The sequence below is a fragment of the Streptomyces albus subsp. albus genome (assembly GCF_000719865.1).
Taxonomy (GTDB): domain Bacteria; phylum Actinomycetota; class Actinomycetes; order Streptomycetales; family Streptomycetaceae; genus Streptomyces; species Streptomyces albus_E.
In genome coordinates this window covers 20244-47004 of sequence record NZ_JOID01000035.1, presented here as the reverse complement: position 1 = coordinate 47004, position 26761 = coordinate 20244, and the positions used below count along the sequence as shown (strand labels likewise).

The 26761-nt window shown below is 72.7% G+C and carries 19 protein-coding genes; 5 read left to right on the top strand and 14 right to left on the bottom strand.

What is annotated here, in order from left to right:
• The first annotated feature begins 120 nt into the window (after positions 1-120).
• Complete coding sequence (gene pepN, locus IF83_RS0126715; protein ID WP_030548456.1) at positions 121-2721, top strand: aminopeptidase N; 2601 nt, start codon at positions 121-123, stop codon at positions 2719-2721.
• Positions 2722-2804: 83 nt separating this feature from the next.
• Here the strand turns inward: pepN (IF83_RS0126715) and IF83_RS0126710 are convergent, their stop codons facing one another.
• Entirely contained in the window at positions 2805-4022 is a 1218-nt protein-coding gene (locus IF83_RS0126710; protein WP_030548454.1) for a serine hydrolase domain-containing protein, read from the bottom strand.
• A gap of 202 nt (positions 4023-4224) precedes the next feature.
• Positions 4225-5973, bottom strand: a complete 1749-nt coding sequence (locus IF83_RS0126705; protein WP_030548452.1) for a TIGR03767 family metallophosphoesterase — start codon at positions 5971-5973, stop codon at positions 4225-4227.
• A gap of 450 nt (positions 5974-6423) precedes the next feature.
• Between IF83_RS0126705 and IF83_RS0126700 the strand changes: the two genes are divergently transcribed.
• The 3 genes from IF83_RS0126700 (at position 6424) to IF83_RS0126690 (ending at position 12223) form a co-directional block, all read left to right on the top strand.
• Positions 6424-9732, top strand: coding sequence for a S8 family serine peptidase (locus tag IF83_RS0126700; protein WP_030548450.1), 3309 nt, complete (start codon positions 6424-6426; stop codon positions 9730-9732).
• Positions 9733-9821: 89 nt separating this feature from the next.
• The gene (locus IF83_RS0126695; RefSeq protein WP_030548448.1) at positions 9822-10847 is read left to right on the top strand and encodes an aspartate-semialdehyde dehydrogenase; all 1026 of its coding nucleotides are present in this window, start codon (positions 9822-9824) and stop codon (positions 10845-10847) included.
• A gap of 191 nt (positions 10848-11038) precedes the next feature.
• Positions 11039-12223 (top strand): UDP-N-acetylglucosamine--N-acetylmuramyl-(pentapeptide) pyrophosphoryl-undecaprenol N-acetylglucosamine transferase, encoded by a 1185-nt coding sequence (locus tag IF83_RS0126690; protein WP_051723449.1) that lies wholly within the window; start codon positions 11039-11041, stop codon positions 12221-12223.
• 3 nt (positions 12224-12226) lie between these two features.
• Here the strand turns inward: IF83_RS0126690 and IF83_RS0126685 are convergent, their stop codons facing one another.
• From IF83_RS0126685 to IF83_RS0126655, 8 genes are all read right to left on the bottom strand, one after another.
• Positions 12227-12670 (bottom strand): arsenate reductase/protein-tyrosine-phosphatase family protein, encoded by a 444-nt coding sequence (locus IF83_RS0126685; protein ID WP_030548445.1) that lies wholly within the window; start codon positions 12668-12670, stop codon positions 12227-12229.
• Entirely contained in the window at positions 12667-13806 is a 1140-nt protein-coding gene (locus tag IF83_RS0126680; RefSeq protein WP_030548444.1) for a DegT/DnrJ/EryC1/StrS family aminotransferase, read from the bottom strand. The genes IF83_RS0126685 and IF83_RS0126680 overlap by 4 nt, the downstream gene beginning before the upstream one ends.
• The gene (locus IF83_RS0126675; RefSeq protein WP_078843906.1) at positions 13803-14825 is read right to left on the bottom strand and encodes an ATP-grasp domain-containing protein; all 1023 of its coding nucleotides are present in this window, start codon (positions 14823-14825) and stop codon (positions 13803-13805) included. Before IF83_RS0126675 ends, IF83_RS0126680 begins: the two co-directional genes overlap by 4 nt.
• Positions 14825-15841 (bottom strand): dTDP-glucose 4,6-dehydratase, encoded by a 1017-nt coding sequence (rfbB, locus tag IF83_RS0126670; protein WP_030548440.1) that lies wholly within the window; start codon positions 15839-15841, stop codon positions 14825-14827. Before rfbB ends, IF83_RS0126675 begins: the two co-directional genes overlap by 1 nt.
• Positions 15842-15963: 122 nt before the next feature.
• The gene (locus tag IF83_RS32585) at positions 15964-16284 is read right to left on the bottom strand and encodes a hypothetical protein (RefSeq protein ID WP_158711111.1); all 321 of its coding nucleotides are present in this window, start codon (positions 16282-16284) and stop codon (positions 15964-15966) included.
• A gap of 89 nt (positions 16285-16373) precedes the next feature.
• Positions 16374-16820, bottom strand: a complete 447-nt coding sequence (locus IF83_RS31395; RefSeq protein ID WP_051723448.1) for a hypothetical protein — start codon at positions 16818-16820, stop codon at positions 16374-16376.
• 120 nt (positions 16821-16940) lie between these two features.
• Positions 16941-17336, bottom strand: a complete 396-nt coding sequence (locus tag IF83_RS33895; RefSeq protein WP_051723447.1) for an ATP-binding protein — start codon at positions 17334-17336, stop codon at positions 16941-16943.
• Between the two features lie 390 nt (positions 17337-17726).
• Entirely contained in the window at positions 17727-18950 is a 1224-nt protein-coding gene (locus tag IF83_RS0126655; RefSeq protein WP_030548434.1) for a helix-turn-helix domain-containing protein, read from the bottom strand.
• A 323-nt stretch (positions 18951-19273) separates the two neighbouring features.
• Between IF83_RS0126655 and pepN (IF83_RS0126650) the strand changes: the two genes are divergently transcribed.
• Positions 19274-21886: an aminopeptidase N gene (gene pepN / locus IF83_RS0126650; RefSeq protein WP_030548432.1), complete on the top strand. Its 2613-nt coding sequence runs from the start codon at positions 19274-19276 to the stop codon at positions 21884-21886.
• Positions 21887-22148: 262 nt separating this feature from the next.
• Here the strand turns inward: pepN (IF83_RS0126650) and IF83_RS0126645 are convergent, their stop codons facing one another.
• From IF83_RS0126645 to IF83_RS0126630, 4 genes are all read right to left on the bottom strand, one after another.
• Positions 22149-22391, bottom strand: coding sequence for a hypothetical protein (locus IF83_RS0126645; protein WP_030548430.1), 243 nt, complete (start codon positions 22389-22391; stop codon positions 22149-22151).
• A gap of 49 nt (positions 22392-22440) precedes the next feature.
• Positions 22441-24687 carry a 4-alpha-glucanotransferase gene (malQ, locus tag IF83_RS0126640; RefSeq protein ID WP_051723446.1) on the bottom strand — a complete coding sequence of 749 codons (2247 nt, stop codon included), beginning with the start codon at positions 24685-24687 and terminating at the stop codon, positions 22441-22443.
• A complete protein-coding gene (locus tag IF83_RS0126635) occupies positions 24688-24963 on the bottom strand; it encodes a hypothetical protein (RefSeq protein ID WP_030548427.1) in 276 nt (91 codons plus the stop codon).
• A 263-nt stretch (positions 24964-25226) separates the two neighbouring features.
• A complete protein-coding gene (locus IF83_RS0126630; protein ID WP_030548419.1) occupies positions 25227-26696 on the bottom strand; it encodes an amidase in 1470 nt (489 codons plus the stop codon).
• Between the last annotated feature and the right edge of the window lie 65 nt (positions 26697-26761).

The window sequence follows — 26761 nt, the reverse complement described above, 5'->3', positions numbered from 1 at the left end:
ATTGGCCCTGTGTGACGCATTCCCACCCGCCGGTGAGCGCGTGACACTATGGCGACTGTTCGCACTGTGAGACCGCGGTGCGTGACGCGTGTGAGTGACAGACGAGGCAAAGGAGCCGTCGTGCCCGGTGAGAACCTGACCCGTGACGAAGCCCGTGAACGGGCAGGGCTGCTGACCGCCCACGGGTACGAGGTGGCGCTGGACCTGCGGTCGGCGACGGCCCCGGACGCCTCCGAGCCGCGCACCTTCCGCTCCGTCACCACGATCCGCTTCGGCTGCGCCCGGCCCGGTGCGGCGAGCTTCGCCGATCTGCTGGCCCCGTCCGTCACCTCGGTCGTCCTCAACGGCCGCACACTGGACCCGGCCGCGGTGTTCGACGGCACGCGGATCGCGCTGGAGGACCTCCGTGAGGAGAACGTCCTCACCGTCGACGCGCAGTGCGCCTACAGCCGCACCGGCGAGGGCATGCACCGCTTCGCCGACCCCGAGGACGGCGAGGTCTACCTCTACACCCAGTACGAGCCCGCCGACGCGCGCCGGGTCTTCGCGAACTTCGAACAGCCCGATCTGAAGGCCCCGTTCACCTTCACCGTCACCGCCCCCGAGGGCTGGACGGTGCTGGGCAACGGCGCGGCCGACGGCGAGCCCGTCCCCGCGGAGGGCGGCGGCGCCGTCTGGCGCTTCCTGCCGACGAAGCCCATCTCGACGTACATCACGGCCGTCGTCGCCGGGCCGTACCACATGGTCCGCGACACCTATCGGCGCACGCTGGACGACGGCGGCGTCCTGGAGATCCCGCTCGGCGCGCTCTGCCGCAAGGGGCTCGCCCGCTACTTCGACGCGGACGACGTCTTCACCGTCACCAAGCAGGGCCTGGACTTCTTCCACGACAACTTCGGTTTCCCGTACCCGTTCGGCAAGTACGACCAGGCGTTCGTCCCGGAGTACAACCTCGGCGCCATGGAGAACCCGGGCCTGGTCACCTTCCGCGAGGAGTACGTCTTCCGCGGCAAGGTCACCGAGGCCTCGTACGAGAGCCGGGCCAACGTCATCCTGCACGAGATGGCGCACATGTGGTTCGGCGATCTCGTCACCATGGAGTGGTGGGACGACCTGTGGCTCAAGGAGTCCTTCGCCGACTTCATGGGCTCCTTCTCCCTGGTGGAGGCCACCCGCTTCGAGAACGGCTGGATCACCTTCGCCAACCGCCGCAAGGCGTGGGCGTACCGCGCCGACCAGCTGCCCTCCACGCACCCCGTCACCGCCGACATCCGCGACCTCGAGGACGCCAAGCTCAACTTCGACGGCATCACCTACGCCAAGGGCGCCTCGGTGCTCAAGCAGCTCGTCGCCTACGCCGGCCGGGACGCCTTCCTGGAGGGCGCCCGCCGCTACTTCCAGCGGCACGCGTACGGCAACACCCGCCTCGAACACCTGCTGTCCGTGCTGGAGGAGACCTCCGGGCGCGACATGGCCGAGTGGTCCCGCGCCTGGCTGCAGACCGCGGGCGTCAACGTCCTGACACCGGACGTCGTGTACGACGCCGAGGGCCGGATCACCGAGCTGGCCGTCCTGCAGGAGGCGGCCCCCTCCCACCCGGAGCTGCGCCCGCACCGGGTCGCCATCGGCCTCTACCGGCGCGAGGGCGAGAAGCTGGTGCGCTACCGCCGCGCCGAGACGGACGTCGCCGGGCCCCGCACGGTCGTCGCGGAGCTGGCCGGGGCCGAGCGGCCCGATCTGATCCTCGTCAACGACGACGACCTCACCTACTGCAAGACGCGTTTCGACGCGCACTCCCTCGACACGCTGCGCGGGCACCTGGGCGAGATCACCGACCCGCTCGCCCGCGCGCTGTGCTGGTCGGCTCTGTGGGGACTCACGCGGGACGGGCTGATGCCCGCCCGGGACTTCCTCGACCTGGTGCTGCGCTTCGCCGGCCGCGAGAGCGACATCGGCGTGCTGCAGATGCTGCACGCCTGGGCGCACTCCGCCCTCGTCCACTACACCGCCCCGGACCGGCGCGAGCAGAGCGGCCGGGCGCTGGCCGCGGGCACGCTCGCCGAGCTGCGGCTGGCCGAGCCGGGCAGCGGCCACCAGCTGGCCTGGGCGCGGTTCTTCGCGCTGACGGCGGGCAGCGCGGCCGATCTGCAGCTGCTGCAGGGGCTGCTGGCGGGCACTGCCGAGATCGACGGGCTGGAGGTGGACCAGGAACTGCGCTGGGCCTTCCTCGAACCGCTCGCCGCCCACGGGGCCGCCGGGGCGGCCGAGATCAACGCCGAACTGGCGCGCGACGACACCGCCTCCGGCAAGCGCCACCAGACGCGCTGCCTCGCCGCCCGGCCCTCCGCCGAGGTCAAGGAGCAGGCCTGGGCGGATGTGGTGGAGTCGGACAAGCTGTCGAACGCCCTGGTCGAGGCCACCATCGCCGGCTTCGACCAGCCCGGTCAGCGGGAACTGCTGGCGCCGTACGTCCCGCGCTACTTCGCCGTGATCGAGCGGGTGTGGGAGGAGCGGTCCATCGAGATCGCGATGTCCGTCGTGCGGGGCCTGTTCCCCATGCTGCAGGGCAACCAGGAGACGCTGGACGCGGCGCAGACGTGGCTGGACGAGCACCGGGACGCGCCCCCGGCGCTGCGGCGGCTGGCGCTGGAGGCGCACTCCGACCTGGCCCGCGCCCTGCGGGGCCAGGACTGCGACAGGGCGGCGGACTTCACGGGCTGAGAACGCCCGGCGGAACGGCCGGCCGTCCGCTCCCCGGATACGGGAACGGGCGGCCGGCCCGTGTGCGGCGGCATGCTTCCGGGTCAGGACCTGCCGCAGAACTCCGCCTCGAGGACGGCCCGTCCGTCACCGGCCCAGTCGCCGTTGACGTTGAAGGCCGCCGCGTGGTCCCCGGTCCGGGTGACGGTCGCCGCGGATGACGAGCCGTGAATGCCGCCGGTGTGCCCCCAGATGGTGACGTCACAGGAGAGGGTCTGCGGGGAGATACCCAGACCGTAGTGCTTCATGCCCTCTTCGCCGGTCTCCACGGTGGTCAGCATGGCCTTCAACTGGCGTTCCGGCAGCAGCTTGCCGCGCACCAGGGCCCGGTAGAAGCGGTTGAGGTCGCCCGTGGTGGAGATCATCTCGCCGGCCGCTCCGGCGATGGAGGGGTTGAGCTCGGTGGTGTCGTGGATCTTCTCCTCCGGGTCACCGCCGAGCGTGGAGTAGGCGCGGCCGTGCGGGCGGGGCACGTCCGGGTCGGTGCCGGGCACCGTGGTGGCGCGCAGCCGGAGCGGGCGGAGGATGCGGCGCTCGATCTCCTCGGCGTACTCCGCGCCGGTCACCCGCTCGATGACCATGCCGGCCAGGACGTAGTTGGTGTTGGAGTAGTTCCAGTCGGTGCCGGGCGCGAAGTCCGGCTCGTGGGCGGTCGCGATGTCCACGAGCTGCTCCGGCGTCCAGGTGTCGTAGCGGTGCTCCTGGAAGCCGGGGCCGAACATCTTCTCGGCGAACGCGGTGTCGGAGGTGTAGTCGAAGATGCCGCTGGTGTGGTTGAGGAGCTGCCGGACGGTGATCTTCCGGCCGTCGTGGCCGTTGCCGCGTACGACGCCCGGAAGCCACTTCTCGACGGTGTCGTCCAGGTCGATCCGCCGCTCCGACTCCAGTTGGAGGAGGACGGTGGCCACGAAGGTCTTGGTGATGCTGCCGACGCGGAAGCGGTCCTGCGGCAGCCGGGGCCGCTCGGTCTCCAGGTCGGCGACGCCGGAGGAGCCGTTCCAGACCCCGTGGCGGCCGGCGGCCTGGAACAGCACGCCGGGGAGGCCCAGTTCGACCTGGGCGTCCAGGGCCTTCTGCGTCGCCTCGTGGCCGTGCCCGTGTCCCTGCCCGTGCCCGCGGTCCGTGTCCGCCTTCGCCGCCGCTCCGGCCGCCGGGCCGGCCGCCGCCGCGACCGGGGTGCTCAGCGCGCCGGCCGCCAGGGCCGCCGCCGTCAGGGCCGCGATGAGTGTGCCGCGCCGTCCTCTGCCTGTGCGTGTCGCCATGAGAGTCCCGTTCCCTCCGTTGCCTGCTTCCGACGGACCGCGCCGTGCTGCGGCCCCGCCGCGCCGGGAAGGACTCCTTCGCCGGTCCGCGAGTTGATCCCGTGGCGGCCGCGGGTTCCGGAGGGGCCGATTCCGGCCGCCTGGCGACGCGTTCCGGCCGGAGGCGCGGTCGGCCGCGCCCCGCCCCGCCCGGCGGCACAGGTCAGCGGCGGGCGAGCAGCAGTTCGGTGTTGCGGTCCCCGGGCTCGCCCGAGAGCGTGGTGCGGGCGCCGGGGGTGTTGAGGGACAGCTCGCGGTAGAGGGAGGCCAGTCCGGTCTGGGAGAGGTCGGAGTGGTCCGCGCGGTACGGAGCGGCCGATTCCACCAGCGTGGTGAAGAGGGAGAGCGTGCCGTCGTGGTTGTCCGCCAGTTCGATCACCCGGGCGAGCTGGGGGAAGTCGACGTGCGAGGCGGTGGAGATCTCCCAGAAGCCGTCGCGCGGGGTGATGTTGTTCTTGTGGCTGTGGCCGTTGATCCAGGCCAGGACGTTGCGGTGGCGGCCGAGCAGGGCGAGCAGCTCCTCGCCGCCGTGCCGCTTCTCGTCCGGCCGGGCCGGGTCGGGGCGCAGATTGCGCATGGTGGCGCCGGTGTGGTGGCTGAAGACCAGGACGTGCTCGTCGCGGTGTTCGGTGAGGGTCCGCTCCAGCCAGCGGAGCTGGGCGGTGCCGAGGGAGCCCTCGTAGTGGCCGCCGTTGTCGGTGCTGTCGAGGCTGATGCCGAGGACGCCGTCGGCGATGCGGAAGGAGTAGTACAGGCGTTCCTCGGCGAGGTTGGCGGCGGTGTAGCCGTGGCCGCGCGGGCCGGGCCCGGTGTGCCACGGGTCCAGGTGCGCGGTGACGTATTCGAGCGGCGTGAAGGGGGCGCGGCGCTCGTCGGGGGTGACCCGGCGCATACCGCGGGTGCGGGAGCGCAGCAGTTCCTCGAAGCGGCGGCCCTCCGGGTCACCGGCCTTCCTGACGTTGGCCCAGAGGGCGGCGCCCTCGGCCGGGGACAGGCTCTCCAGCTTGCGGCCGCCGACGGCGAACTCGGCGAAGAAGCCGCCGCGGGCGTAGGCGCCGCCGGGCAGGGTGTCGTGGTTGCCGACCGTGGAGTACCAGGGCATGCGCAGACCGGGGCTGCGGACCTCGCGGATCGCGGCGTGGAGGAAGCCGTCGATCCGGGGGAAGCCGAGCTGCTTGTCGCTGTCGCGCAGGGCGTCCTCCGGCTGCCAGTAGAGCGGCAGGCCGCTGTTCTGCACGCCCTCGTAGCGGCGTTCGTCACCGGTGTTGGGGATGATCCGGCCGCCGCTCATGGCGGTGAGGAACCACTGCAGTTCGGCGCGGGAGTTGTTGTCGGTGTTGTCCCCGGTGGTCATGACGAAGGCGATCGGGCTGCCGGTGGCGGGGCCGCCCGGGAGTGCGTTGACGCGTTCGATGAGCGAGACGGTGCCGGCGACGGAGAGCGCCTCCTGCGGGCGCCAGGCGCTGGCGGTCGAGGCGCGCAGATACTCGTAGCGCAGCGGGTGCTGGACGTCGACGATGTGCAGATCCGTGAACTGGACGAAGCAGGCGAGCGCGGTGCGCCGTTCCGCTCTGCCGTTCCCGGCGGACGCCAGTTCGGTACGGAGGACGCGCGGCCAGCCCGGGCCCTCCCCCAGCCGCCGGTAGCCCGTGGCGCCGCGCGGGGTGGCGACCGTGTCGAGCGTGGTGCCGTGCCGTGCGGAGGTGCCGCGGGCGCGGACCGGCGGAGCGGTGGACGGTGCGGCGGCGGGCCCGGCGGAGCGGGCGCGCGGCGGCGCGGTCGCGGCCTCCGCCGGCCCGCCGCCGGAGCCGAGGGCCGCGCCGAGGCCGGCGGAGACGCCGACGGCGCCGACGGTGGCGAGCAGGGCACGGCGGTGGAGGGCTGCTGGGTCGGTCGATCCGGTGCGGGACATGGGGGCTCCCCGGGTGCTGCGCGCGGACACGGCGGGAGCGGGGGCGCGCCCCCGCTCCCTCGGATGCTTGGCACCGGGGGTGGCCTGCGTTTGAACGAGACCGGAACGCCGGGCACCCATCGCCGCACATCGATCACCGGTAGGGGAACCGGTCATCCGCCTCGGCCCCGGGGGTTCCCGGCCGCTCACCGGGCGTTCACCGACGCGGGTGGGGCGGGCCGGCGAACGGCGCGGAAGGGCAGCCTCCGCGGTGGTCGCCGAACGGTGTTCATCCGGTCGTCAACAAACATCCGGGGCCGGCGAATTGAGACGTCGGACCCGCTTCGTCCCCGAATCACCGGTGGCGGAAATACGCCACCGTCCGCTCAGCGGTCGCTCAACCCTCCCCAAACTCCTCGCACTTACATATAAGTGCGGTCAACCGGATCCGATTTCCGAACAAGGGTGGCCATGCCTTCTTCTCCCATACCCGAGCCGCCGTCCGGCCCGAGACGCGCGGCCCGCGCGGCGATCACCGCGGGCCTGGTGGCCGCGCTCGCCGCGGCCGGCCCCGTCCCGGCCTTCGCGGCGGACGGCGACCCGGGCTCCTCCCCCGCCCCGGCGAAGTCCTCGGCGGACAAGCTCGGCTCGGCCGACGCCGAACTGCTCGCCGAGGCCAAGTCCGACGGCGACAAGAACATCACGATGATGCTCGCCACCGCCCCCGGGGCGACCGAGCGGGCCGTGGACGAACTGGAGTCCGTCAAGGGCACCTCCGTCGGCCGCACCTACGACAAGCTCGGCTATGTGCGGGCCACCGTGCCCACCGGCCGCGCCGACGCCGCCATCGCCAAGGCCGCGAAGCTCTCCTCCGTGCACGGCATCGACCTCCGCCAGGAGATCAAGCTGCCGGACCCGACGCCGAAGGGCGACCGCGCGAAGGGCGCCAAAACCGGCCCCACCGGCTCGTACGACGGCCCGGACGAGAACACCCCGGCGAAGAACCCGTACCAGCCGTCCCACGAGACGGGCGCCGTCGACTTCGTGAAGAAGAACCCGAAGGCGGACGGCCGGGGCATCACCATCGGCATCCTCGACTCCGGCGTGGACCTCGGGCACTCAGCCCTGCAGAAGACCACCACCGGCGAGCGCAAGATCACCGACTGGGTGACGGCGACCGACCCGATCGTGGACGGCGACGGCACCTGGCGCCCCATGGTCCAGGACGTCTCCGGGCCGACCTTCGCCTACGCCGGCCGCACCTGGACCGCGCCCGAGGGCTCGTACCGCGTCAGCCGCTTCGCCGAGTCCGCCACCACCGGCGGTGACATGGCGGGCGACCTCAACCGGGACGGCGACACCACCGACACCTGGGGCGTGCTGTACGACCCGGCCGACGGCACCGTCCGCGTCGACCTCGACGACGACGGCGACTTCGGCGACCAGGAGGCGATGAAGCCGTACAAGGACGGCTTCGACGTCGGCTACTTCGGCACCGACGACCCGGACACGGCGATCGCCGAGCGGATCCCCTTCGTGGTGGAGATCCGCAAGGACGTGCCGATGGACCCGTACGGCGGCGACTGGACCGGCAAGACGGCCGACTTCGTCAACATCGGTGTCGTCGAGGGCTCCCACGGCACGCACGTCGCGGGCATCACCGCCGCCAACGGCCTCTTCGGCGGGAAGATGGACGGCGCCGCCCCCGGCGCGAAGCTCGTCTCCTCGCGCGCCTGCACCTGGTCCGGCGGCTGCACCAACGTCGCGCTCACCGAGGGCATGATCGACCTCGTCGTCAACCGCGGCGTCGACATCGTCAACATGTCCATCGGCGGTCTGCCCCCGCTGAACGACGGCAACAACGCCCGTTCCGAGCTGTACACCCGGCTCATCGACACCTACGGCGTGCAGCTCGTCATCTCCGCCGGCAACAGCGGGCCGGGCGCCAACACCATCGGCGACCCCTCGCTCGCCGACAAGGTGATCAGCGTCGGCGCCTCCGCCTCCCGCGAGACCTGGGCGGCGAACTACGGCTCCGTCATGCGGACCCGCTACTCGATGATGCCGTTCTCCTCCCGCGGCCCGCGCGAGGACGGCGGCTTCACCCCGACCCTCGCCGCGCCCGGCGCCTCCATCAACACCGTCCCGAGCTGGCAGCCCGGCCAGCCGGTCGCCGAGGCCGGCTACGAGCTGCCGCCCGGCTACGGCATGCTGCAGGGCACGTCGATGGCCTCCCCGCAGGCCGCCGGCGCCTCCGCGCTGCTGCTGTCCGCCGCGAAGCAGAAGAAGATCGACCTCACCCCGGCGAAGTTGCGCACCGCGCTGACCAGCACGGCCCACCGCATCAAGGGCTTCCAGGCGTACGAGCAGGGCGCCGGGCTCATGGACGTGGTGGACGCCTGGTCGGCGATCCGCAACGGCGCCGGCGCCCACGCGTACACGGTCTCCGCCCCGGTGGACACCGCGCTCTCCGGCTACCTGAAGACCCCGCACCGCGGCACCGGCGTCTACGACCGCGAGGGCGGCCTCAAGGTCCGCCAGTCCCGGACGTACGACGTCACGATCACCCGCACCAGCGGTCCGTCCGGCCCCGTCCGGCACGAGCTGAACTGGGCGAACAACGACGGCACCTTCTCCCTCGCGGGCTATGACACCGTCAACCTGCCGCTCAACAAGCCGGTCACCGTCAAGGTCCGGGCGAAGGCCCGTACCGCCGGCTTCCACAGCGCCGTCCTGGAGCTGGACGACCGGCGCACCAGGGGCACCGACCACCAGATCATGACGAGCGTCGTGGTCGCCGATGAGCTGGCCGCCCCGTCGTACGCGGTGAAGAAGTCCGGCACCGCCGAGCGGAACCGGAACACCTCGTACTTCGTCACCGTGCCGGAGGGCGCCAAGAGCCTCGAGGTCCGGATGGACGGACTGAAGGACGGCAGCCAGACCCGGTGGATCGCCATCAACCCGTACGGCGTGCCGGTCGACCCGAGCAGCACCATCAACTGCTACCCGGACTACAACAACCCCAACAACACCTGTGACCCGGAGCGGCGCGGCTACGCCGACCCGATGCCGGGTGTGTGGGAGATCGAGGTCGAGTCGCGGCGCACGTCGCCGCTGCTGGACAACCCGTACACGGTGACGACGACGGCGCTCGGCACCGTCTTCGACCCGGCCGTGCGGACCATCGACGAGGCCGAGACCGGCACCCCGGCCGCGGTGGACTGGAAGGTCACCAACGGCTTCGCCGCCATCGAGGGCAAGCTGAGGGGCGGCGAGCTGGGCTCGGCCAAGAGCGCGCGCCCGTCCATCGGCGACGGCGCCTCGCAGGAGACCACCGTCGAGGTGCCCGAGGGCGTCTCCCGGCTGGACGTGAGCATCGGCTCGCCCTCCGACAACGGTGCCGACCTGGACCTCTCGGTCTACAAGGACGGCGCGCTCGTGGACTCCGACGCGGACGGCGACTCCGAGGAGTCGGTGTCGCTGGTCGAGCCGGCCGCCGGCACGTACACCGTGGTGGTGGACGGTTACTCGGTGCCCGCGGGCACCACCGAGTACGACTACCTCGATGTGTTCTACGCCTCCTCGCTCGGCGAGGTGACCGTGGACGAATCGGCGGTCGTCAAGCTCGGCAACGGCGCATCCGGGCAGGTGGGAGCCGAGGTCGTGGTGAACGGCGCGGCTCCGGAGGGCCGTGAGTTCTTCGGCGAGGTCAGCCTGCTGAACGCCCACGGCACGGTCACCGGCAAGGGCAGCGTCAAGATCGGAAAGGTCCTTCCGTAGCGGCCTGAGACACTGGACGGCGGGGCGGGCGCTCTCGGAGCACCCGCCCCGTCGGCAGTACGGCACCAGGCAACAGAGGAAGGCGTCCCATGAGGATCGGAATCGTCGGAGCCACCGGACAGGTCGGCGGCGTGATGCGGAAGATGCTGGCCGAACGCTCGTTCCCGGTGGAACGGCTGCGGCTCTTCGCATCGGCCCGCTCGGCCGGGAAGACCCTGGACTGGCAGGGCGAGCAGATCACCGTCGAGGACGCGACCACGGCCGACTACTCCGGCCTGGACGTGGTGCTCTTCTCCGCGGGCGGCGCCACCTCGCGCGCCCTGGCCGAGAAGGTCGCCTCCGCCGGCCCCGTGGTGATCGACAACTCCTCGGCCTGGCGGCTGGACCCCGATGTCCCGCTGGTCGTCGCCGAGGTCAACCCGCACGCCGCCATGCGGCGCCCCAAGGGGATCATCGCCAACCCGAACTGCACCACCATGGCGGCCATGCCCGTGCTGCGCCCGCTGCACGCCGAGGCCGGGCTGGCGTCCCTGGTCGTCTCGACGTACCAGGCGGTGTCCGGCAGCGGGCTGGGCGGGGTCCAGGAGCTGGACGAGCAGATCCGCGAGGCGGCGGGGTCGGCGACGGCGCTGACCCACGACGGATCGGCCGTGAAGTTCCCCGAGCCGCAGAAGTACGTGCGGCCGATCGCGTTCAACGTGCTGCCGATGGCCGGATCGGTCGTGGACGACGGGTCCTCCGAGACCGACGAGGAGCAGAAGCTCCGCAACGAGAGCCGGAAGATCCTGGAGATCCCCGGGCTGAAGGTCTCCGGCACCTGTGTCCGGGTCCCCGTCTTCACCGGCCACTCGCTCCAGATCAACGCCCGCTTCGAACGCCCGATCAGCCCCGAGCGCGCCAAGGAGCTCCTCGCGGGCGCCCCGGGCGTGACCCTGTCGGACGTCCCCACCCCGCTGCAGGCCGCCGGCCAGGACCCGACCTTCGTCGGCCGCATCCGGGCGGACGAGACGGTGGAGCACGGGCTGGCGCTCTTCTGCTCCAGCGACAACCTGCGCAAGGGCGCGGCGCTCAACGCCGTGCAGATCGCCGAACTGGTCGTCGCCCAGGCGGGCTGATCCCGGCGAGCTGATCCCGGCGGGTGACCCCTGCTGGGCCGGTCCCGGTCCCTTTCGGGCCGGGACCGGTCCTTTGGCGGCGAAGTAGTGAAACGCACCGGAGCCGGGCGGGGGCGGCTACTGTGACTCACATCGCACGGCACCTCACCTCGGCGCCGCGCCGAGGGCGTTCGAGAAGCGGGAGCTTGTTCGTGAGCAGTGACGTCAACCCTCCGCTCAGCGCGGGGCGGCCGTTCCGGCTGATCGTCACCGGCGGCGGGACGGGTGGTCACACCTATCCCGCGCTGACCGCGGTCCGGAGCCTGCGGGCGAGGCTGGCGGCCGGCGGAAGGGCGTTGGAAGTGCTGTGGGTGGGCACGGCCGGCGGTCTGGAGGAGCGTGTCGCGGTGAGTGAGGGGATCGAGTTCCGGGCGGTGGCCACCGGTAAGGTGCGCCGCTCCAGCAACCCGCTCAAGCTCGTCTCGCCGGCGAACATGAAGGACATGGGCCGGGTGCCGCTGGGCGTCGCCCAAGCCCGCGCGATTGTCTCCGAATTCCGCCCGGACGTGGTGCTGGCCACCGGCGGCTACGTCGCCGTGCCGCTGGGCTTGGCGGCAAAGATGTGCCGGCGTCCGCTGGTGGTCCACGAGCAGACGGTCCGGCTGGGCCTGGCCAACCGGGCGCTTGCCCGGGCCGCGACCCGGTTCGCCGTCTCCTCGGAGTCGACGCTGGCGCTCCTGCCGGAGCCTGCCCGCTCCGCTGCGGTGGTCACAGGCAACCCGGTGCGGCCCGAAGTGCTGGCCGGGCAGCCCGACAAAGCGGTTGAGACCCTGGGGCTGCACGGATTCGACCGCGCGCTGCCGACCGTCTACGTCACCGGCGGCGCGCAGGGCTCCCAGCAGATCAACGGAGTGGTCGGCGGCGTACTGCCGTGGCTGCTGACGCAGGCGAATGTGATCCACCAGTGCGGGCCGGCCAACGTGGAGCCGCTGCGCGAGGCCGCCGCCGGCCTCCCCGAAGAGTTGGCGGCCCGGTACCTGCTGGCCGGGTTCGTCGGGTCGGAGTTGCCGGACGTGCTCGCGCTGGCGGACGTGGTGGTCTCCCGCAGCGGCGCGGGCACCCTGGCGGAGTTGACGGCGCTGGGCAAGGCCGCTGTCCTGATCCCGCTGGCGTCCTCCGCGGGCGGCGAGCAGGCGCACAACGCCCGGCACTTGGCTGAGGCCGGGGCCGCGGTCGCCCTGCTCGGTGAGGTGAGCGCGCAGGGCCTGCAGGGCGCGCTCGGACCGCTGCTCGCCAACCGGGCGGAGCGGACGGCCATGGCCCGGGCTGCGCGGGCGCATGGCTGTCCGGACGCGGCCGAGCGGCTGGTGGACGTCGTCCTGGAAGCCGCCGCGTAGCGCTCAGGGAAGGTGCCGTGCGGCCCCGGCCTCGATGATCCCTGCGCAGGCGGCGAACGCCGCCTCATCCTGCCCGAAGGGGTCGGGGACGTCGCGGTTGCCGAGGTAGAGCGCCACCTTGCGGAAGGCGCGAAGGTCGGCGAGTTGGTGCAGCGACGCGTGGTTGGCGTGGTCCATCGCCAGGACCACGTCCGCCCAGTCCAGCATGTCGGGGCTCAGGTGGACGCCGCGGTGGCCGGTGAGGTCGTAGCCGCGTGCGGCCGCCGCCGCGATCATCGCGGGGTGGGCGGGCCGGCCCGCCCACTTGTCGCGGATGCCGGCCGAACGCGCCTCGACCGCGCTACCACCAAGGCGGGCCAGGACGGCGGCAGCGAGCGGGGACCGGCAGTGATTGCCCAGGCAGACCGCCAGAATCCGCCTCGGCCGGGCGGTGCCGGGGCCGGTCACGGCCGTCCCCCGGCGGCGAGGGCCTGCCCGAGCAGCGCGGCGACGTGCCGCACGTGCTGCTCGGTGAGGTGCGGGTGGAAGGGCAGGGTGAGGATCTGGCCGCCGAGCGCCTCGGTCACGGGAAGGTCGCGGTGCCAGCGTGCGAAGGCGGGCTGCAGGTGGTTGGGCGGGTAGTGCACCCCGACGCCGACGCCCCGGGCGCGCAGGAACGCGAAAACGCGGTCGCGGGCCGGGACGCGGACCACGCACAGGGACGGCACGCACTGTTCAGCGTCCACGTCCACCAGGGTGACGCCGTCCAGGCCCGCCAGGGCGGCCTGGTAGGCGGCCCACAGTTTCTTGCGGACACTTTCCGCGGTGGCGAAGTGGGCGAGCTGGACCCGCCCGATCGCCGCGTTGATCGCGGGCATCTGGTAGCGCAGGCCGAAGCCGGCCACAGTGTAGGAGGTGGCGGCGGCGCGCTCGGCCGCCGTCTGGGCCACCCCGAGCATGCGCAGGGTACGGGCTGTCTCGGCTTCTTCCGGGGTGCGCGGAATGATCATGCCGCCCTGGCCGCAGGTGAGGTTTTTGATCGGGCCGAAGCTGAAACACGTGGTGGCCCGCTGGTCCGCGCCGACCCGCCCGGCGCCGGCGCGGGAGCCGAAGGCGTGCGCGGCGTCCTGGACGACCTGGATGCCACGCCCGGCGAGCTCGGTGTGGATGCCGGACAGATTGACGGTGCGGCCGCCGTAAAGCACGGGCACGACCGCGCGCGTGGCCGGGGTGAGTGCGTCCCTCATGTGCCCGGCGGTGACGCACAGCGTGGCGGGGTCGACGTCGACGAAGCGGGGATGGGCGCCGCATGCGGTGATCGCCTGGACGGTCGCGCAGAACGTCATCGACGGCACGATCACCTCGTCGCCCGGGCCGATCCCGGCGGCCAGGAGAGCGATGTGCAGCGCGGCCGTGCCGGAGGCGACCGCGACCGCGTCGGGCACGCCGAGGAAGCGGGCAATCTCGTGTTCGAAGTGCTCGGTGACCTCGGTGTGCCCGTACTGGCCGCTGTGCAGCACGTGGGCGACCGCGTCGGCCTCCGGCCCGTACAGCATCGGGCTGGCGTTGCGGCTCGCGTCCGGGAGTGTGGCGGGGATGGTCATAGCGGATGGTCCCTCTCCTCGACGGGGACGGGGAAGTGCAGGGCACCGCCCGCGGCGCCGGGCTGGCCGGCGGCGAGCGTCTCGCTGTACTTGGTCAGGTAGACCCCGGGGGCGTAGGTGAGCCGGTCGTGGTTCACGGGCTGGTCGAGCAGGCCGCCCAAGGCCTGCTGGACGAGGTCGGCGCCGGCCGCCTCGGCGAGCGGGAAGCCCCCGGCGACGCGGGCGTTCACCTCCGTCATCACCGCGTGGTCGCCGGTGAGGAAGCCCTGGGCGCAGCACAGCCCTTGCGCCCCGAGCGCGTCCAGTGTCGCGGCGACCAGGGCGGCGGTGGCCTCGTCGTGGAAGGTGCGGGAGACCACCGCCAGGCCGCCCTTGACCAGAAGCCGGTGCCGCAGGATCACCGATGCCCGGCCGTGCCGGTCGACCAGGCAGTCCGCGGTGAACTCCCGGCCGGTGACCCGCTGCTGAATCAGCGGGTCGGGCACGATCTCGCACAGGACCCGCGCCTGCGCCCGGCTGCCGCAGAAGGCGACGTCCCGGGCGCCCTGCCCGTAGCGGGGTTTGACCACCAGCGGCAGCTTGTCGGGGACCTGGTCGATCTCGTGCGGCAGCCAGGTGTGCGGGGTGGGCAGGTGGTGCTCGCGCAGCACCGCGGCGAACGCGGCCTTGTCGACGCATGCCCGCACCGCCTGCTCGGGCGGCAGCCAGGTCCGCACACCGAGCTCGTTCAACGGCTCGCGCACTGCGAGAAGGTCGGGCAGTTCCCGCTCCACTGTGGAGATCAGCGCGTCGGGCTGCAGGTTGCGGCACAGGCGCAGCAGGTCGGCGCGCCAGTGCGGGGTGCCGGCCGGTGCCATGGTGGCGGCGGTGGCGGCGGGCAGGAGCAGCCCGGGCGCGAGCGGGTCGGCGTCCACGGCGATGACCTGGCAGCCCAGCCGCATCAGGGCCCGGGCCAGGTCGAAGCCGCCGGCGCCGCCCACACCGGTGACCAAGACGCGCCGCGGCCGTGCGGCGGTCATCAGCAGCCCGCCGGGGCGGTGATGCTGCTCTGTGACTGTGGGGCGGCCGGGGTGCGCAGCAGCGGCGCCCACCGGCCGGGGTTGGCGTGGTACCAGGCCACGGTCTCGGCGACCCCGGTCTCGAAGTCGCGCTGCGGCTGGTAGCCGAGATCGTGGGCAATCTTGCTCCAGTCCATCGCGTAGCGGATGTCATTGGACCTGCGGTCCGGCACGTAGGTGACCGCGTCCCAGTCGGCGCCGCACGCGGTGAGGATCCGACCGGTCAGCTCCCGGTTCGTCAGGTCCGTGCCGCCGCCGATGTTGTAGGCCTCCCCGGGCGTCCCGCCGCGCAGGACCAGCTCGATCCCGGCGCAGTTGTCCTCGACGTGGAGCCAGTTGCGCACGTGCCGACCATCGCCGTGCAGGGTGAGCGGCCTGCTCTTGAGGAGGTTGGTCACGAACAGCGGGATGATCTTCTCTGGGTGCTGGCAGGGGCCGTAGTTGTTCGATGAGCGGGTCACGCAGACGGGCACGCCGTAGGTGTGGAAGTACGACAGCGCCACCAGGTCGCTGGCCGCCTTGGATGCCGCGTACGGGACGGTCGGCCGCAGCGGGAAGTCCTCCGTAGCCGCTCCGGTCTCCAGCGGCCCGTACACCTCGTCCGTGGAGACGTGTACGAACTTGTCCACGCCGAAGCGCGCGGCGGCGTCCAGCAGGGTGTGGGTGCCCAGCACGTTGGCGGCCAGGAAGTTCCCGGCCTCGTAGAAGGAGCGGTCTACGTGCGACTCGGCGGCGAAGTGCACCACTGCGGTGTGCCGCTGGACGAGCTCGTCGACCAGGATGGCGTCGAGGATGCTGCCCTGGACGAAGGCCAGCTTCGGGGACAGAAAAGCTTCGCCCAGGTTCTCGATGTGCCCGGCGTAGGTAAGTGCGTCCAGCACGGTGACCCGCGCGACGTCCTCGCGGCGCAGCAGCCGCTTGACGAAGTGCGAGCCAATGAACCCCGCACCACCGGTGACCAGCGTTGTCTCTTCCATGAACAGGTCCTGCCAATCTGGGGTGACGGGTTGGTGAAGCACTCGGGGCCGACGGTGCGGGGTGGTCCTCACCGTCGCTTCGGGCGCTCCTTCGGTTGTCACAGCATGTGCTCCAGGGGTGCTCAGGACGGGCGGCCGGCGCGGTGCCGACCTCGTTGGCGGGGGCGGTTCCGGCGCAGTCGGTACGGGAAACGCGCGAGGGCGGTCTCGCCCGTGGGGGCGGGGTCGCCGGTGGGACTGTCCGCGCGTGCGGTCTCTCTCCACGCCAGGGCGGCCAGACGCCGTATGCACTGGGCGCAGGCGTACATGGGCGCTATCAGCCCGTCCACGCGGGCCGGGCCGATCCACATGACGAGTGCCTTCTCCGCGCGGCAGTACAGCCAGCACGGTCCGCGCATCCACACGTTGGCGGGCGGGGAGAGGGGAAGGGGCCCGTCTCCCACGGGGGGAGGAGACGAGCGGGGCCCCGGCTGGGCCCGCCCCGGGCGAGACAGGGTGTTGACGGCCGCATCCGGCCCAGGGCGTGGGTCCATCAGCGGCGGGCCTCGGGAATGGACTGGCGGGTGTCCTCGATCACCTCACGGAGCACGTCGCGGGTCGGCTCCAGCTTGGTGTGGAGCCGGGCGCAGGGCCACGTCGGCCAGACAGGGGCGAGACCGTGGGTGCGGCCGGGCGGCGGAATTTCCACGTCGCACCCGCCGCCGTAGACGGTCACGCCGTCGATCGGGGTCCAGCCCTCGGTGCAACGGGGCGGCACCAGCCAGTACAGGTAATGCGTGTAGTGGTCGCGGATGATCGCGGGCTCTTCCTCGCCCTCGTCCGCGAGGAGACGGCGGGCCCGGTCACCAAGATCGCTGAGGGCTCGGACAGCGTCACAGTGGATCCCGGCGGGAAGAAACTGGTACCCGGCCTCGGGCGGTACCCATAACTGGGCCGGCTGGCCATCAAGTGCGTGGTGGCACAGGGCGGTGGTGAGCACGGAACAACTCCCAGGTCGTCGGTGGTCGGGCCCCAGGCAGCCGGAAGCCTCCCCGGGGGATGGTTGGGATCCCCGCCCCAACCCGGGCTCGCGGCCGCAGGCGGGGGCGCGGAAGTCTGATCAGTCGGCGGGCGCCGCGTGCCTCGGCTGCGCCGCGGTGTCGAACCAGGCCCATACGGTGCCGTCGGGAGCGACGCCCCAGTCATCGGAGCAGCCCGCCACGAGGAGGAGACCGCGGCCGCTCTCCTGGTCCGGGCCGGCATCGCGCGGGATCGGCAGCACGGGGGATTCGTCGGCCACGGTGACGCGGAGGCCTGCGCCGCCGGTGGTCAGGCGCAGGGTGACGCGGCCCTCCCCGTGGGAAACGCCGTTGGTGACCAGCTCGGACACGACCAGCTCCACGCGGTCGCGGAGGTCGTCCGGCGTCCCCCACTGCGTGAGCTGTTCGACGGCGACGACTCGGGCCCGCCGCGGCCAGAGTCGGCGCTCGCCGTCCGCGCCGGGGGCGAAAACCAACGTCAGTGCACGCCGGCCGGGGTGCCCCGCTCCCGAGGACCGGCCGCCGGGATTGCGGCCGGGGAGGGTCCCCGGGACGGGGCGTACGGTGCCCGCCGTTTCCGGCGTAACGGGGTGTGCACCGCGGCTTGGTGTGCCAGCTGGGAGGCGGTGAGGACCTGGCGCCGAAACCGCCGTCCCGGTGCTGCGTACGGTTATGGCGTCCTCTTGACGTGTACCGGGCCTGTCGGCGATGACTGCGGCCGACTTGCATGACTCGTCAGATGTCCTGGCGTGCACGGGAAAACCCCCGACATCAGCAGTGATCGGTGAGTCACTGACGGTATGCGTGCCGGGGGTTCCCAATATGAGTACGCGGAATAACCGCAGTTCAGAGCCGCGAATTTTCTTCTAGTCGTCCAGATGGAAGCGGGCGGACATGCGGCGCAGCCGCTCGCGGAGCGCGGCCCGCTCCTGGTGCACGATCCGCCGCAGCGTCGCGCGCGCGATGGGATGGTTCCGGATCAACTGGGGCGCGGTGCTCTCCGCCTTCTCCAGTTCACTCACGGCCCGCCCCCGGTCTCCGCCCCAGAGGTAGGCGCGGGCCAAGTCCATCCGGTAGTAGCCCTGCCGGGACTTGGGCAGCGTTGCCAGCGCGGTGTCCGTGACCTTCTCGTGGCGCACCAGGGCCTCGTGGTGGTCACCTACCTCCAATGCCACGTTGACGTTGTGGATCCCGACGTTGCCGGGGGAGAAGGTCAGCGAGTGCCGGTCACGCTTCGGCACCTGCGCGGCCGCCCGCTTTGCCGCTTCCCGCGCCAGGCCGATCCGGTGATCAGCTTCCTCACGGTTACGGCCCCGGGCGGCGGAGACGGCAGCGCGCAACTGCAGCGAGCCCCACACTCTCAGTGCCAGCGGGTCGCCCTGCCCGTACGCGGGTTCGATGCCTCGCAGGGCCTTGTCCGACAGGGCGATGGCGTCGGCCCAATCAGCGGTGGCCCACATGTCCCATACGCGCATCCAGTCGGCGACGGCCGGCATCAGCTCGTCCCCGGACCGCTGCGCCGCCCACCCGGCCCGCTCGCAGGCCATCGTGACCAGTTCCGGGTGACCCAGGGCATGGGCGGCGGTGTGCGCGAATTTGCAGCCGATTCCGTAGATGGCGAAGGCCTCTTCCTGCTCCCGGCCCTGGGACACTTCGACCAGGGCGCGGGCTTCACGCAGCAGGTCGGGGAGTTCCTGGAGGATCTTCGTGTTCGCCGCGGCGTCACGCAGTTTGTGCAGCTTCTCCAGCTTCACCCACAGCGCCTCGGATGGCGGAGGGGTACCGTCGAAGACCGGCGTCAGGTCGTAGCGGCGTAGTTCTCGGAGGATCGCCCTGGCCGACGCCTCCCACTGGTGCGAGGCTGCTGACCCGGAGTAGGGGCGCTCTATCAGGTCGTTCGGGTGCAGGTGGAGCGCGTTGGCGACCTCGTTGATCACGCTGGTCCGGTCCAGTTCGTGCTGGCCTCTCTCAAGCCGGGACACCCAGCCCTGCGAGCAGTGCAGCTCTGCGGCCAAGTCCGCCTGAGTGAGTCCCAGGCGGAGGCGTGCGCGGCGAATCCGCTGACCGATGCTCTCCGTCTCTTCCAGCACCTCACACCACCGCCTGTCCGGATGCGGCAATGGGCAAAGGAATGGTCTCGGGCATACTGGTCTCCGTTCTGACTCAGACACTCAGAACGGTACGCCCGGTCTCCGGCTGGGCGGTAGCGATCAGCCCTCACCTGGTTACCCACGGTGGGGGCTTCGCTGTTTCTGGCGGAAATCGCTCGCCGGCTCACTCAGGGCCCCGGCGTAATGCGCTACCGGGTGGACCCGGCAGAACAGGGCCCGGCGGCTCCGCGAAACCTGCTGCGATCATGGGGGCGCCCCGTGCGAGGATGGCCGTTCCGTCCGACGAATGGGAGATGCCTACCGTGCCTGGCACGAACCTCACACGGGAGGAGGCGCAGCAGCGGGCGCGCCTTCTGACCACCCACGGTTACGAGATCGAGCTGGACCTGAGCAACGCGCAGGAGCCGGAGGGGGGCGTCTTCCGTTCGGTCACCACGGTCCGTTTCGACGCGGCCGAGGAAGGGGCCTCCACCTTCATCGACCTGGTGGCGCCGGCGGTGCGCGAGGTGGTGCTGAACGGCGAGGCGCTCGACCCGGCGGAGGTCTTCGCCGACTCGCGGATCGCGCTGCCGTCCCTGGCGGCCGGGCCGAACGAGCTGACGGTGGTCGCCGACTGCGCGTACACCAACACCGGTGAGGGCCTGCACCGCTTCGTCGACCCGGTGGACCAGCAGGCTTACCTCTACACACAGTTCGAGGTGCCGGACGCCCGGCGGGTCTTCGCCTGCTTCGAACAGCCGGACCTCAAGGCTGCGTTCACCTTCACCGTGACGGCGCCGGAGGGCTGGACGGTCATCTCGGGCGCGCCGCTCGCGGACGGCGCGGAGAAGCCGGCGGACGGTGTCTGGCGGTTCGCGCCGACCCCGCCGCTCTCCACCTACGTCACGGCGCTGATCGCGGGCCCGTACCACAGCGTGCACAGCACCTGGGAGGGCGAGGGCCGTTCGGTGCCGCTGGGCCTGTACTGCCGTCCCTCGCTGGCCGAGCACCTGGACGCGGAGGCGATCTTCGAGGTCACCCGGCAGGGCTTCGACTGGTTCCAGGAGAAGTTCGACTACCCGTACCCGTTCGAGAAGTACGACCAGTTGTTCGTCCCGGAGTTCAACGCGGGCGCGATGGAGAACGCCGGCGCGGTCACCATCCGCGACCAGTACGTCTTCCGCTCCAAGGTGACCGACGCGGCGTACGAGACGCGCGCCGAGACCATCCTGCACGAGCTGGCCCACATGTGGTTCGGCGATCTCGTCACCATGGAGTGGTGGAACGACCTCTGGCTGAACGAGTCGTTCGCCACCTACACCTCCGTCGCCTGCCAGGCGCACGCCCCCGGCTCGAAGTGGCCGCACTCCTGGACCACTTTCGCCAACTCCATGAAGACCTGGGCGTACCGGCAGGACCAGCTGCCGTCCACTCACCCGATCATGGCGGAGATCCGGGACCTCGACGACGTCCTGGTCAACTTCGACGGCATCACCTACGCCAAGGGCGCCTCGGTGCTCAAGCAGCTCGTCGCCTACGTCGGCATGGACGCCTTCTTCCGCGGCGTGCAGACGTACTTCAAGCGGCACGAGTGGGGCAACACCCGGCTCTCCGACCTGCTGGGCGCGCTGGAGGAGACCTCCGGCCGCGATCTGAAGGCCTGGTCGCAGGCGTGGCTGCAGACCGCGGGCATCAACGTCCTCCGCCCCGAGATCGCGGCCGACGGCTCGGTGATCACCTCCTTCGCCGTGCGGCAGGAGGCCCCGGCGCTGCCGCTGGGCGCCAAGACGTCCGTCTCCGGCGAGGCCGGCCCGCCGCTGGGCACGCTGCGACCGCACCGGATCGCCATCGGCTGCTACGACCTGCGGGACGGCAAGCTGGTCCGCACCGAGCGGATCGAACTGGACATCGACGGCGAGCTGACCGAGGTGCCGCAGCTGGCGGGGAAGGAGCGCCCCGCGGTGATCCTCCTCAACGACGACGACCTGTCGTACGCCAAGGTGCGGCTCGACCCGGCGTCGCTGGCCGTGATCACCCAGCACCTCGGGGACTTCACCGAGTCCCTGCCGCGGGCCCTGTGCTGGGCCTCGGCCTGGGACATGACCCGGGACGGCGAACTGGCCACCCGCGACTACCTGGAGCTGGTCCTGTCCGGGATCGGCAAGGAGTCGGACATCGGCGTCGTCCAGTCGCTGCACCGGCAGGTGAAGCTGGCCCTGGCCCTGTACGCGGCGCCGTCCTGGCGCGAGCTGGGCCAGGCGCGCTGGAGCGAGGCGGCCCTGGAGCATCTGCGGGCGGCCGAGCCGGGCAGCGACCATCAGCTGGCCTGGGCCCGCGCCTTCGCCGCCACGGCCCGCACGGAGTCCCAGCTCGACCTGGTGCGAGCGCTGCTGGACGGCACGGAGACGGTCGAAGGGCTCGCCGTCGACACCGAGCTGCGCTGGACGCTGCTGGAGCGGCTGGCGGCCACCGGCCGGGCGGACGAACCCGAGATCGCGGCCGAGCTGGAGCGCGACCGCACCTCGGCGGGCGAGCAGCACGCGGCGACGGCGCGGGCGGCCCGGCCGACGGAGGAGGCCAAGGCGGAGGCGTGGGCGTCCGTGGTCGAGTCGGACAAGCTGCCGAACGCCCTGCAGGGCGCGATCATCGGCGGCTTCGTCCAGACCGACCAGCAGGAACTGCTCGCCCCGTACGCGGCGAAGTACTTCGCCTCGGTGAAGGACGTCTGGGAGTCGCGCAGCCACGAGATGGCGCAGCAGATCGCGGTCGGCCTCTACCCGGCGCTCCAGATCTCGCAGGCGACGCTGGACGCCACGGACGCCTGGCTGGACTCCGCGGAGCCGACGCCGGCCCTGCGCCGGCTGGTCACCGAGTCGCGGGCCGGTGTCGAACGGGCGCTCAAGGCGCAGGCCGCGGACGCGGCGGCCGCTGTCTGACCCGGTGAGCCGGTGAGCCGGCCGGTCCCCGGCGGCTCGGAGAACGGCGGGTCCGGGCGGTACGTCACGGCGTACGGCCCGGCGCCCGCCGTTCCGCGTTTGCGGCGGGCCGTGCGGTCGGGCGGGCCCGCGGGTCGCGGGCGCGGAGGGCGGCTCGGACGGCCGACGCGGAGCGGGCTCGGGCGGCGGACGCAAGGCAGCCCCCGGACCGCGGGGGTTCCGGGGGCGGCGCGCGCCGGGGCGCGCGGAATGCGGCGGTGGCTCAGACCTGCCGCTTCTCCTGCTTGCGCGACTTGTCCAGCACCATCACCAGTCCGGCGATGACGAGGAAGGAGATGACCGGAAGCGCGACGTAGAGACCCAGGGTCTCGCCGACACTCAGGCCCGGACCCGGGTCGTCACCGTCGTCGCGAATCAGTGCGAACGCGGGGGACGACATCAGCAGCATCATCAGCGTCGAACCGGCCATGACGGCACCGGTGCGCAGCACGTTCTTGTTGTCCACGGTGCCAACGTAGCGAATGCCCGGCGGGCCCGCGCGACCGGGGTGCCCCTTATGGCCGGTCGGCCGCCCCCGCACCGGCCGCCGGGGCGGCGGCCAGGTGCTCGGCGAGGTCGGTCATCAGGGCGTGCAGACGCGGTGACGCCGCGAGCTGTTCCAGGGTGACCGGGCGGCCGGTGGCGTCGGCGACCGGCAGCCGCCAGTTGGGGTACTCGTCCCAGGTCCCGGGCAGGTTCTGCGGCCGCCGGTCGCCCACGCAGTCCGGCAGCCAGACGCCGATCATGCGGGCCGGGGTGCGGCACAGGAAGCGGTGGACGGCACGGACGGCCGCCTCCTCGTCGCCCCGCCCTCCGGACAGCAGTCCGAGCTCGCTGAGCAGCGCCAGCCACTCGGCGATCTCCACCGCGTCCTCGGCCTGCTCCTCGGCGAGCGGCCGGGTCAGCAGGCCCAGCTCGTGCCGCAGTTCGACGTGTTCGCCCGTCAGCCGGGCGGCCGTGCTCGGGAGGTCGTGGGTGGTGGCGGTCGCCAGGCAGTGCTCCCGCCAGCGCTCGGGCGGCAGGGGTCGCGGCCGCTGCCGGGCGGCGGGCGCGGAGAGCTCGGCGGAGAGGTCGGTGGTGGGCTCGGCGGAGGGGCCGGTGGCGGGCTCCGCGAAGGGGCCGGTGGCGGGCTCGGCCGCGGTTCCGGGGGTGGCCCCGGCGGGGGCCCCGGCAGAGGCGGGAGCCTCGTAATCCCGCTCGAACCAGAGCACCGACGTGCCGAGTACCCCGCGCTCCGCGAGGGCGTCCCGCATCCCCGGCTCCACCGTGCCCAGGTCCTCCCCCACGACGAGAGCCCCGGCCCGGTGCGCCTCCAGGGCGAGCACCCCGAGCATGGCCTCGGTGTCGTAGCGGACGTAGGCGCCCTCGGTCGGCGGGCGGCCCTCGGGGACCCACCAGAGCCGGGAGAGCCCCATGACGTGATCGACGCGCAGCCCTCCCGCGTGCCGCAGCAGCCCGCGCAGCAGGTCCCGGTAGGGGGCGTAGCCGGTGGCGGCGAGGGCGTCGGGGCGCCAGGGCGGCAGGCCCCAGTCCTGCCCGCGCGGGTTGAAGGCGTCGGGGGGCGCGCCGACGGACATGCCGGCGGCGTAGACGTCCTGCCGCGCCCAGACGTCGGCGCCGGAGGGGTGCACGCCGACCGCGAGGTCGTGCACCAGTCCGATGGGCATGCCGGCGTCGAGGGCGGAGCGCTGCGCGGTGGCGAGCTGGCTGTCGGTGAGCCAGGCGAGCCAGCAGTGGAAGTCGACGCGGTCCAGGATCTCGCCGCGGGCACGGACCGCCTGCGGGGAGCGCGGATCGCTCAGGCCGCCGGGCCAGCGCCGCCAGTCGGGGCCGTGGAGTTCGGCGAGGGCGCACCAGGTGGCGTGGTCGTCGAGGGCCTGTCCCTGTTCGGCGAGGAAGGCGCAGTAGGCGGCGCGGCGGCCGGGACCGAGCGGCACGGCGCGCACGAGTTCGAGGGCCTCGCGCTTGAGGCGCCAGACGGCGTCGCGGTCGATGAGCGCCCCGCGGCGCAGGACGCCCTCGCTGAGCGCCTCGGCGCGGGCGGCGACGGCGGCGGCGCGCTCGCGCTCCGGGGCGGGCAGCCGGACGTACTCGGGGACGTCCTCGACGCGTAGATGCACGGGGTCGGGGAAGCGGCGGGAGGAGGGCCGGTACGGCGAGGGGTCCGTGGGGCTTCCGGGCACGGCGGCGTGCAGCGGGTTGAGCTGGAGGAAGCCGGTGCCGAGCTCCCGGCCGGACCAGGCCGCGAGCTCGGCCAGGTCGCCGAGGTCGCCCATGCCCCAGGAGCGGGACGAGAGCAGGGAGTAGAGCTGTACGAGGAAGCCGTGGGTGCGGCCGGGCGGTTCGGACACCCGTTCGGGTGCGACGATCAGGACGGCCCGGCCGGACCGGCCGCCGGGTGCCTCCGCGTGGAGCGTGTGGCAGCCGGGCGGCAGGGTCACGGCCGGGCCGGGGTCCCAGTCCAGGCTCTCGCCGGACTCGGTGCGGACGCGCAGGACGGCGTCCTCCGGGAGGCCGGGCAGCGTTCCGGCCCGCGGCGGCCGGCCCGTCGTCAGGACGACGGCCGGCGGCAGCAGCCGTTCACGCCCGTCCCGCTCCCGCCGCTCCAGGGCGGCGCGCACGGCCTGCGGGGTCGAGGCGTCGACCCCCAGCGCTGCCAGCACGGCGACGACGGTGTCCTCGGGGACGTGGAGCGTACGGCCCGGCGAGGGCTCGTACGACGTCGCGACCCCGTGCAGTGCTGCGAGCCGCGCGCGGCCCATTCAGACCTCCGTGCACTCCAGACCGGCGCCCATGCCGGTGGCCGTGGGTTCACTGGTCAGGGGAAGTTCGGTGGCGAGCGCGGGCTCGCTGGTGAGGGGGGTGCGGTCGGGCAGCGGTGGTTCGCTGGTGAGCGGGGGCTCGGAGTATTCGCCGGAGCTGGCGCCGTCGAGACCCGAGTCGATGTCCGTCAGTCCGTCGAGGTCCAGCGGATTGAACGGTTCGACCGGGTCGCCGGGTTTGGAGAGGGTCGCGAGGAGAAGAGCGGATGTGGCCACCTGGGCCTCCGTAGATCGTGGTCGGTACGACACAGCAGCCCTACCCCGCTGGAGCCGGGGCAGACCCAAACGCGGGGCGAACGTGGCTCTCGTCACAATCGCTCCCCGGTGGGTTGATTTCGCGGCCGGAAGCGGCTTCCGGCGCAGGGCTTGAAGCCGAAAGGGTAGTCAAGGCGGTGGATTTATTGCGAGAGCAACGAGGGGGGCAGTGGCGGAACCAACGAAAAAACCGGGACAGGGCGGGAGGAATCCCCCCGAGGGGCTCACCAGACGCGCGGCCGCGGCCCCCAGCCCCACGGCTGCGGACGGGGCACGGCGGCCGCCTCGACCTGCGCGGCCAGCGCCAGCAGCGGCCCCTCCGCCCCGTGCGCGGCGCCGAGCATCATCCCGACGGGCAGCCCGTCCTCCGTCCACTCCACGGGCAGCGAGACCGCGGGCAGACCGGCGATGTTCCACGGCCCGGTGAACGGAGTGAAGGCCACCTGGGCGGCGAAGTCGGCCGCCGGGTCCTCGTCGTTCCGCAGCGCGCCCACGGGCGCCGGCAACCGGGCGAGCGTGGGGGTGAGCACGGCGTCACAGTCCGCGACGGCCGCGGCCAGCCGCCGCCCGACGCGCTGCATGGCCTCCAGGGCCCGCGCGTAGTCCAGCCCGGTGGCGGCCCGGCCGTGCTCCCGCAGCCAGCGCGTCAGCGGCAGCAGCTCCGCCTCCCGGTCCGCGGGGACGGGCGCGAGCGCGGACATCACCGCCCAGACGGGCGTGAAGGCGTCCCGGTCCCCCGGCCGCAACGGCTGCTCCAGGTCGACCACCTCGTGCCCCAGCCCGGCCAGCAGCGCGGACGTCCGCTCGTACGCGGCGAGCACCTCCGGCGCGACGGTCACGCCGGGCACGTCCGGGCGCGCCCAGCGGCCGATCCGCAGCCGGCCGGGGGTCCGGTCGCACCAGCGGAGGAACGGCGTCTCCGGCGCGGCCAGCGGCATGGGGTCGCCGGGCGCGGGGGCCGCCATCGCGTCGAGCAGCGCGGCGGCGTCCCGGACGGTGCGGGCGAGCGGCCCGGCCGTCGCCAGACCGCTGATGTCGCCGCCGGGAGCGGGGCTGACCCGGCCCCGGCTCGGCTTGACGCCGACGATGCCGCAGCAGCTCGCGGGGATGCGGATGGAGCCGCCGCCGTCACTGCCCTGCGCGGCCGGCGCCAGCCCGGCGGCCACGGCCGCGGCCGCGCCCCCGCTGGAGCCCCCCGCGCCCCGGGAGAGGTCGTACGGCGAGCGGGCGGGCGGCCCGACCAGGCTTTCGGTGTAGGCGGGCAGCCCGAACTCCGGGGTGTTGGTCTTGCCCAGCAGGACGGTGCCGGCCTCCCGGAGCAGCGCGACGAGCCGGGACTCCCCGTCCTCCTCGGGGGCCGTGTGCCCGGCGAAGACGGCGGAGCCGTAGGTGCAGCGGACGCCCGGCACGGCGTCGAGGTCCTTGACCGGCAAGGGCACCCCCAGCAGCGGCGGCAGTCCGTCACCGCCGCCCTCGGTGCCCCCGCCGCCCGCCGCGCGCCGCGCGAGGAGGCGCTCGGCCCGCCGCGCGCCGTCCAGCGCGCGGTCGGCGGTGACGGTCAGATAGGCGCCCACGGAAGCGTCCAGCCGCTCGATGCGGCGCAGGTAGTGCTCGGTGAGTTCGACCGGGGACAGCGCTCCGGTGCGGACGGCAGTGGCCTGGTCGAGCATCGTCAACTCATGGGGATCCGCCATCCGTCCACTCTAGGACCGGAGCCGCCGGCAACCGGCGGACGGCGTCCGGCGGAAGCCCCCGTGTA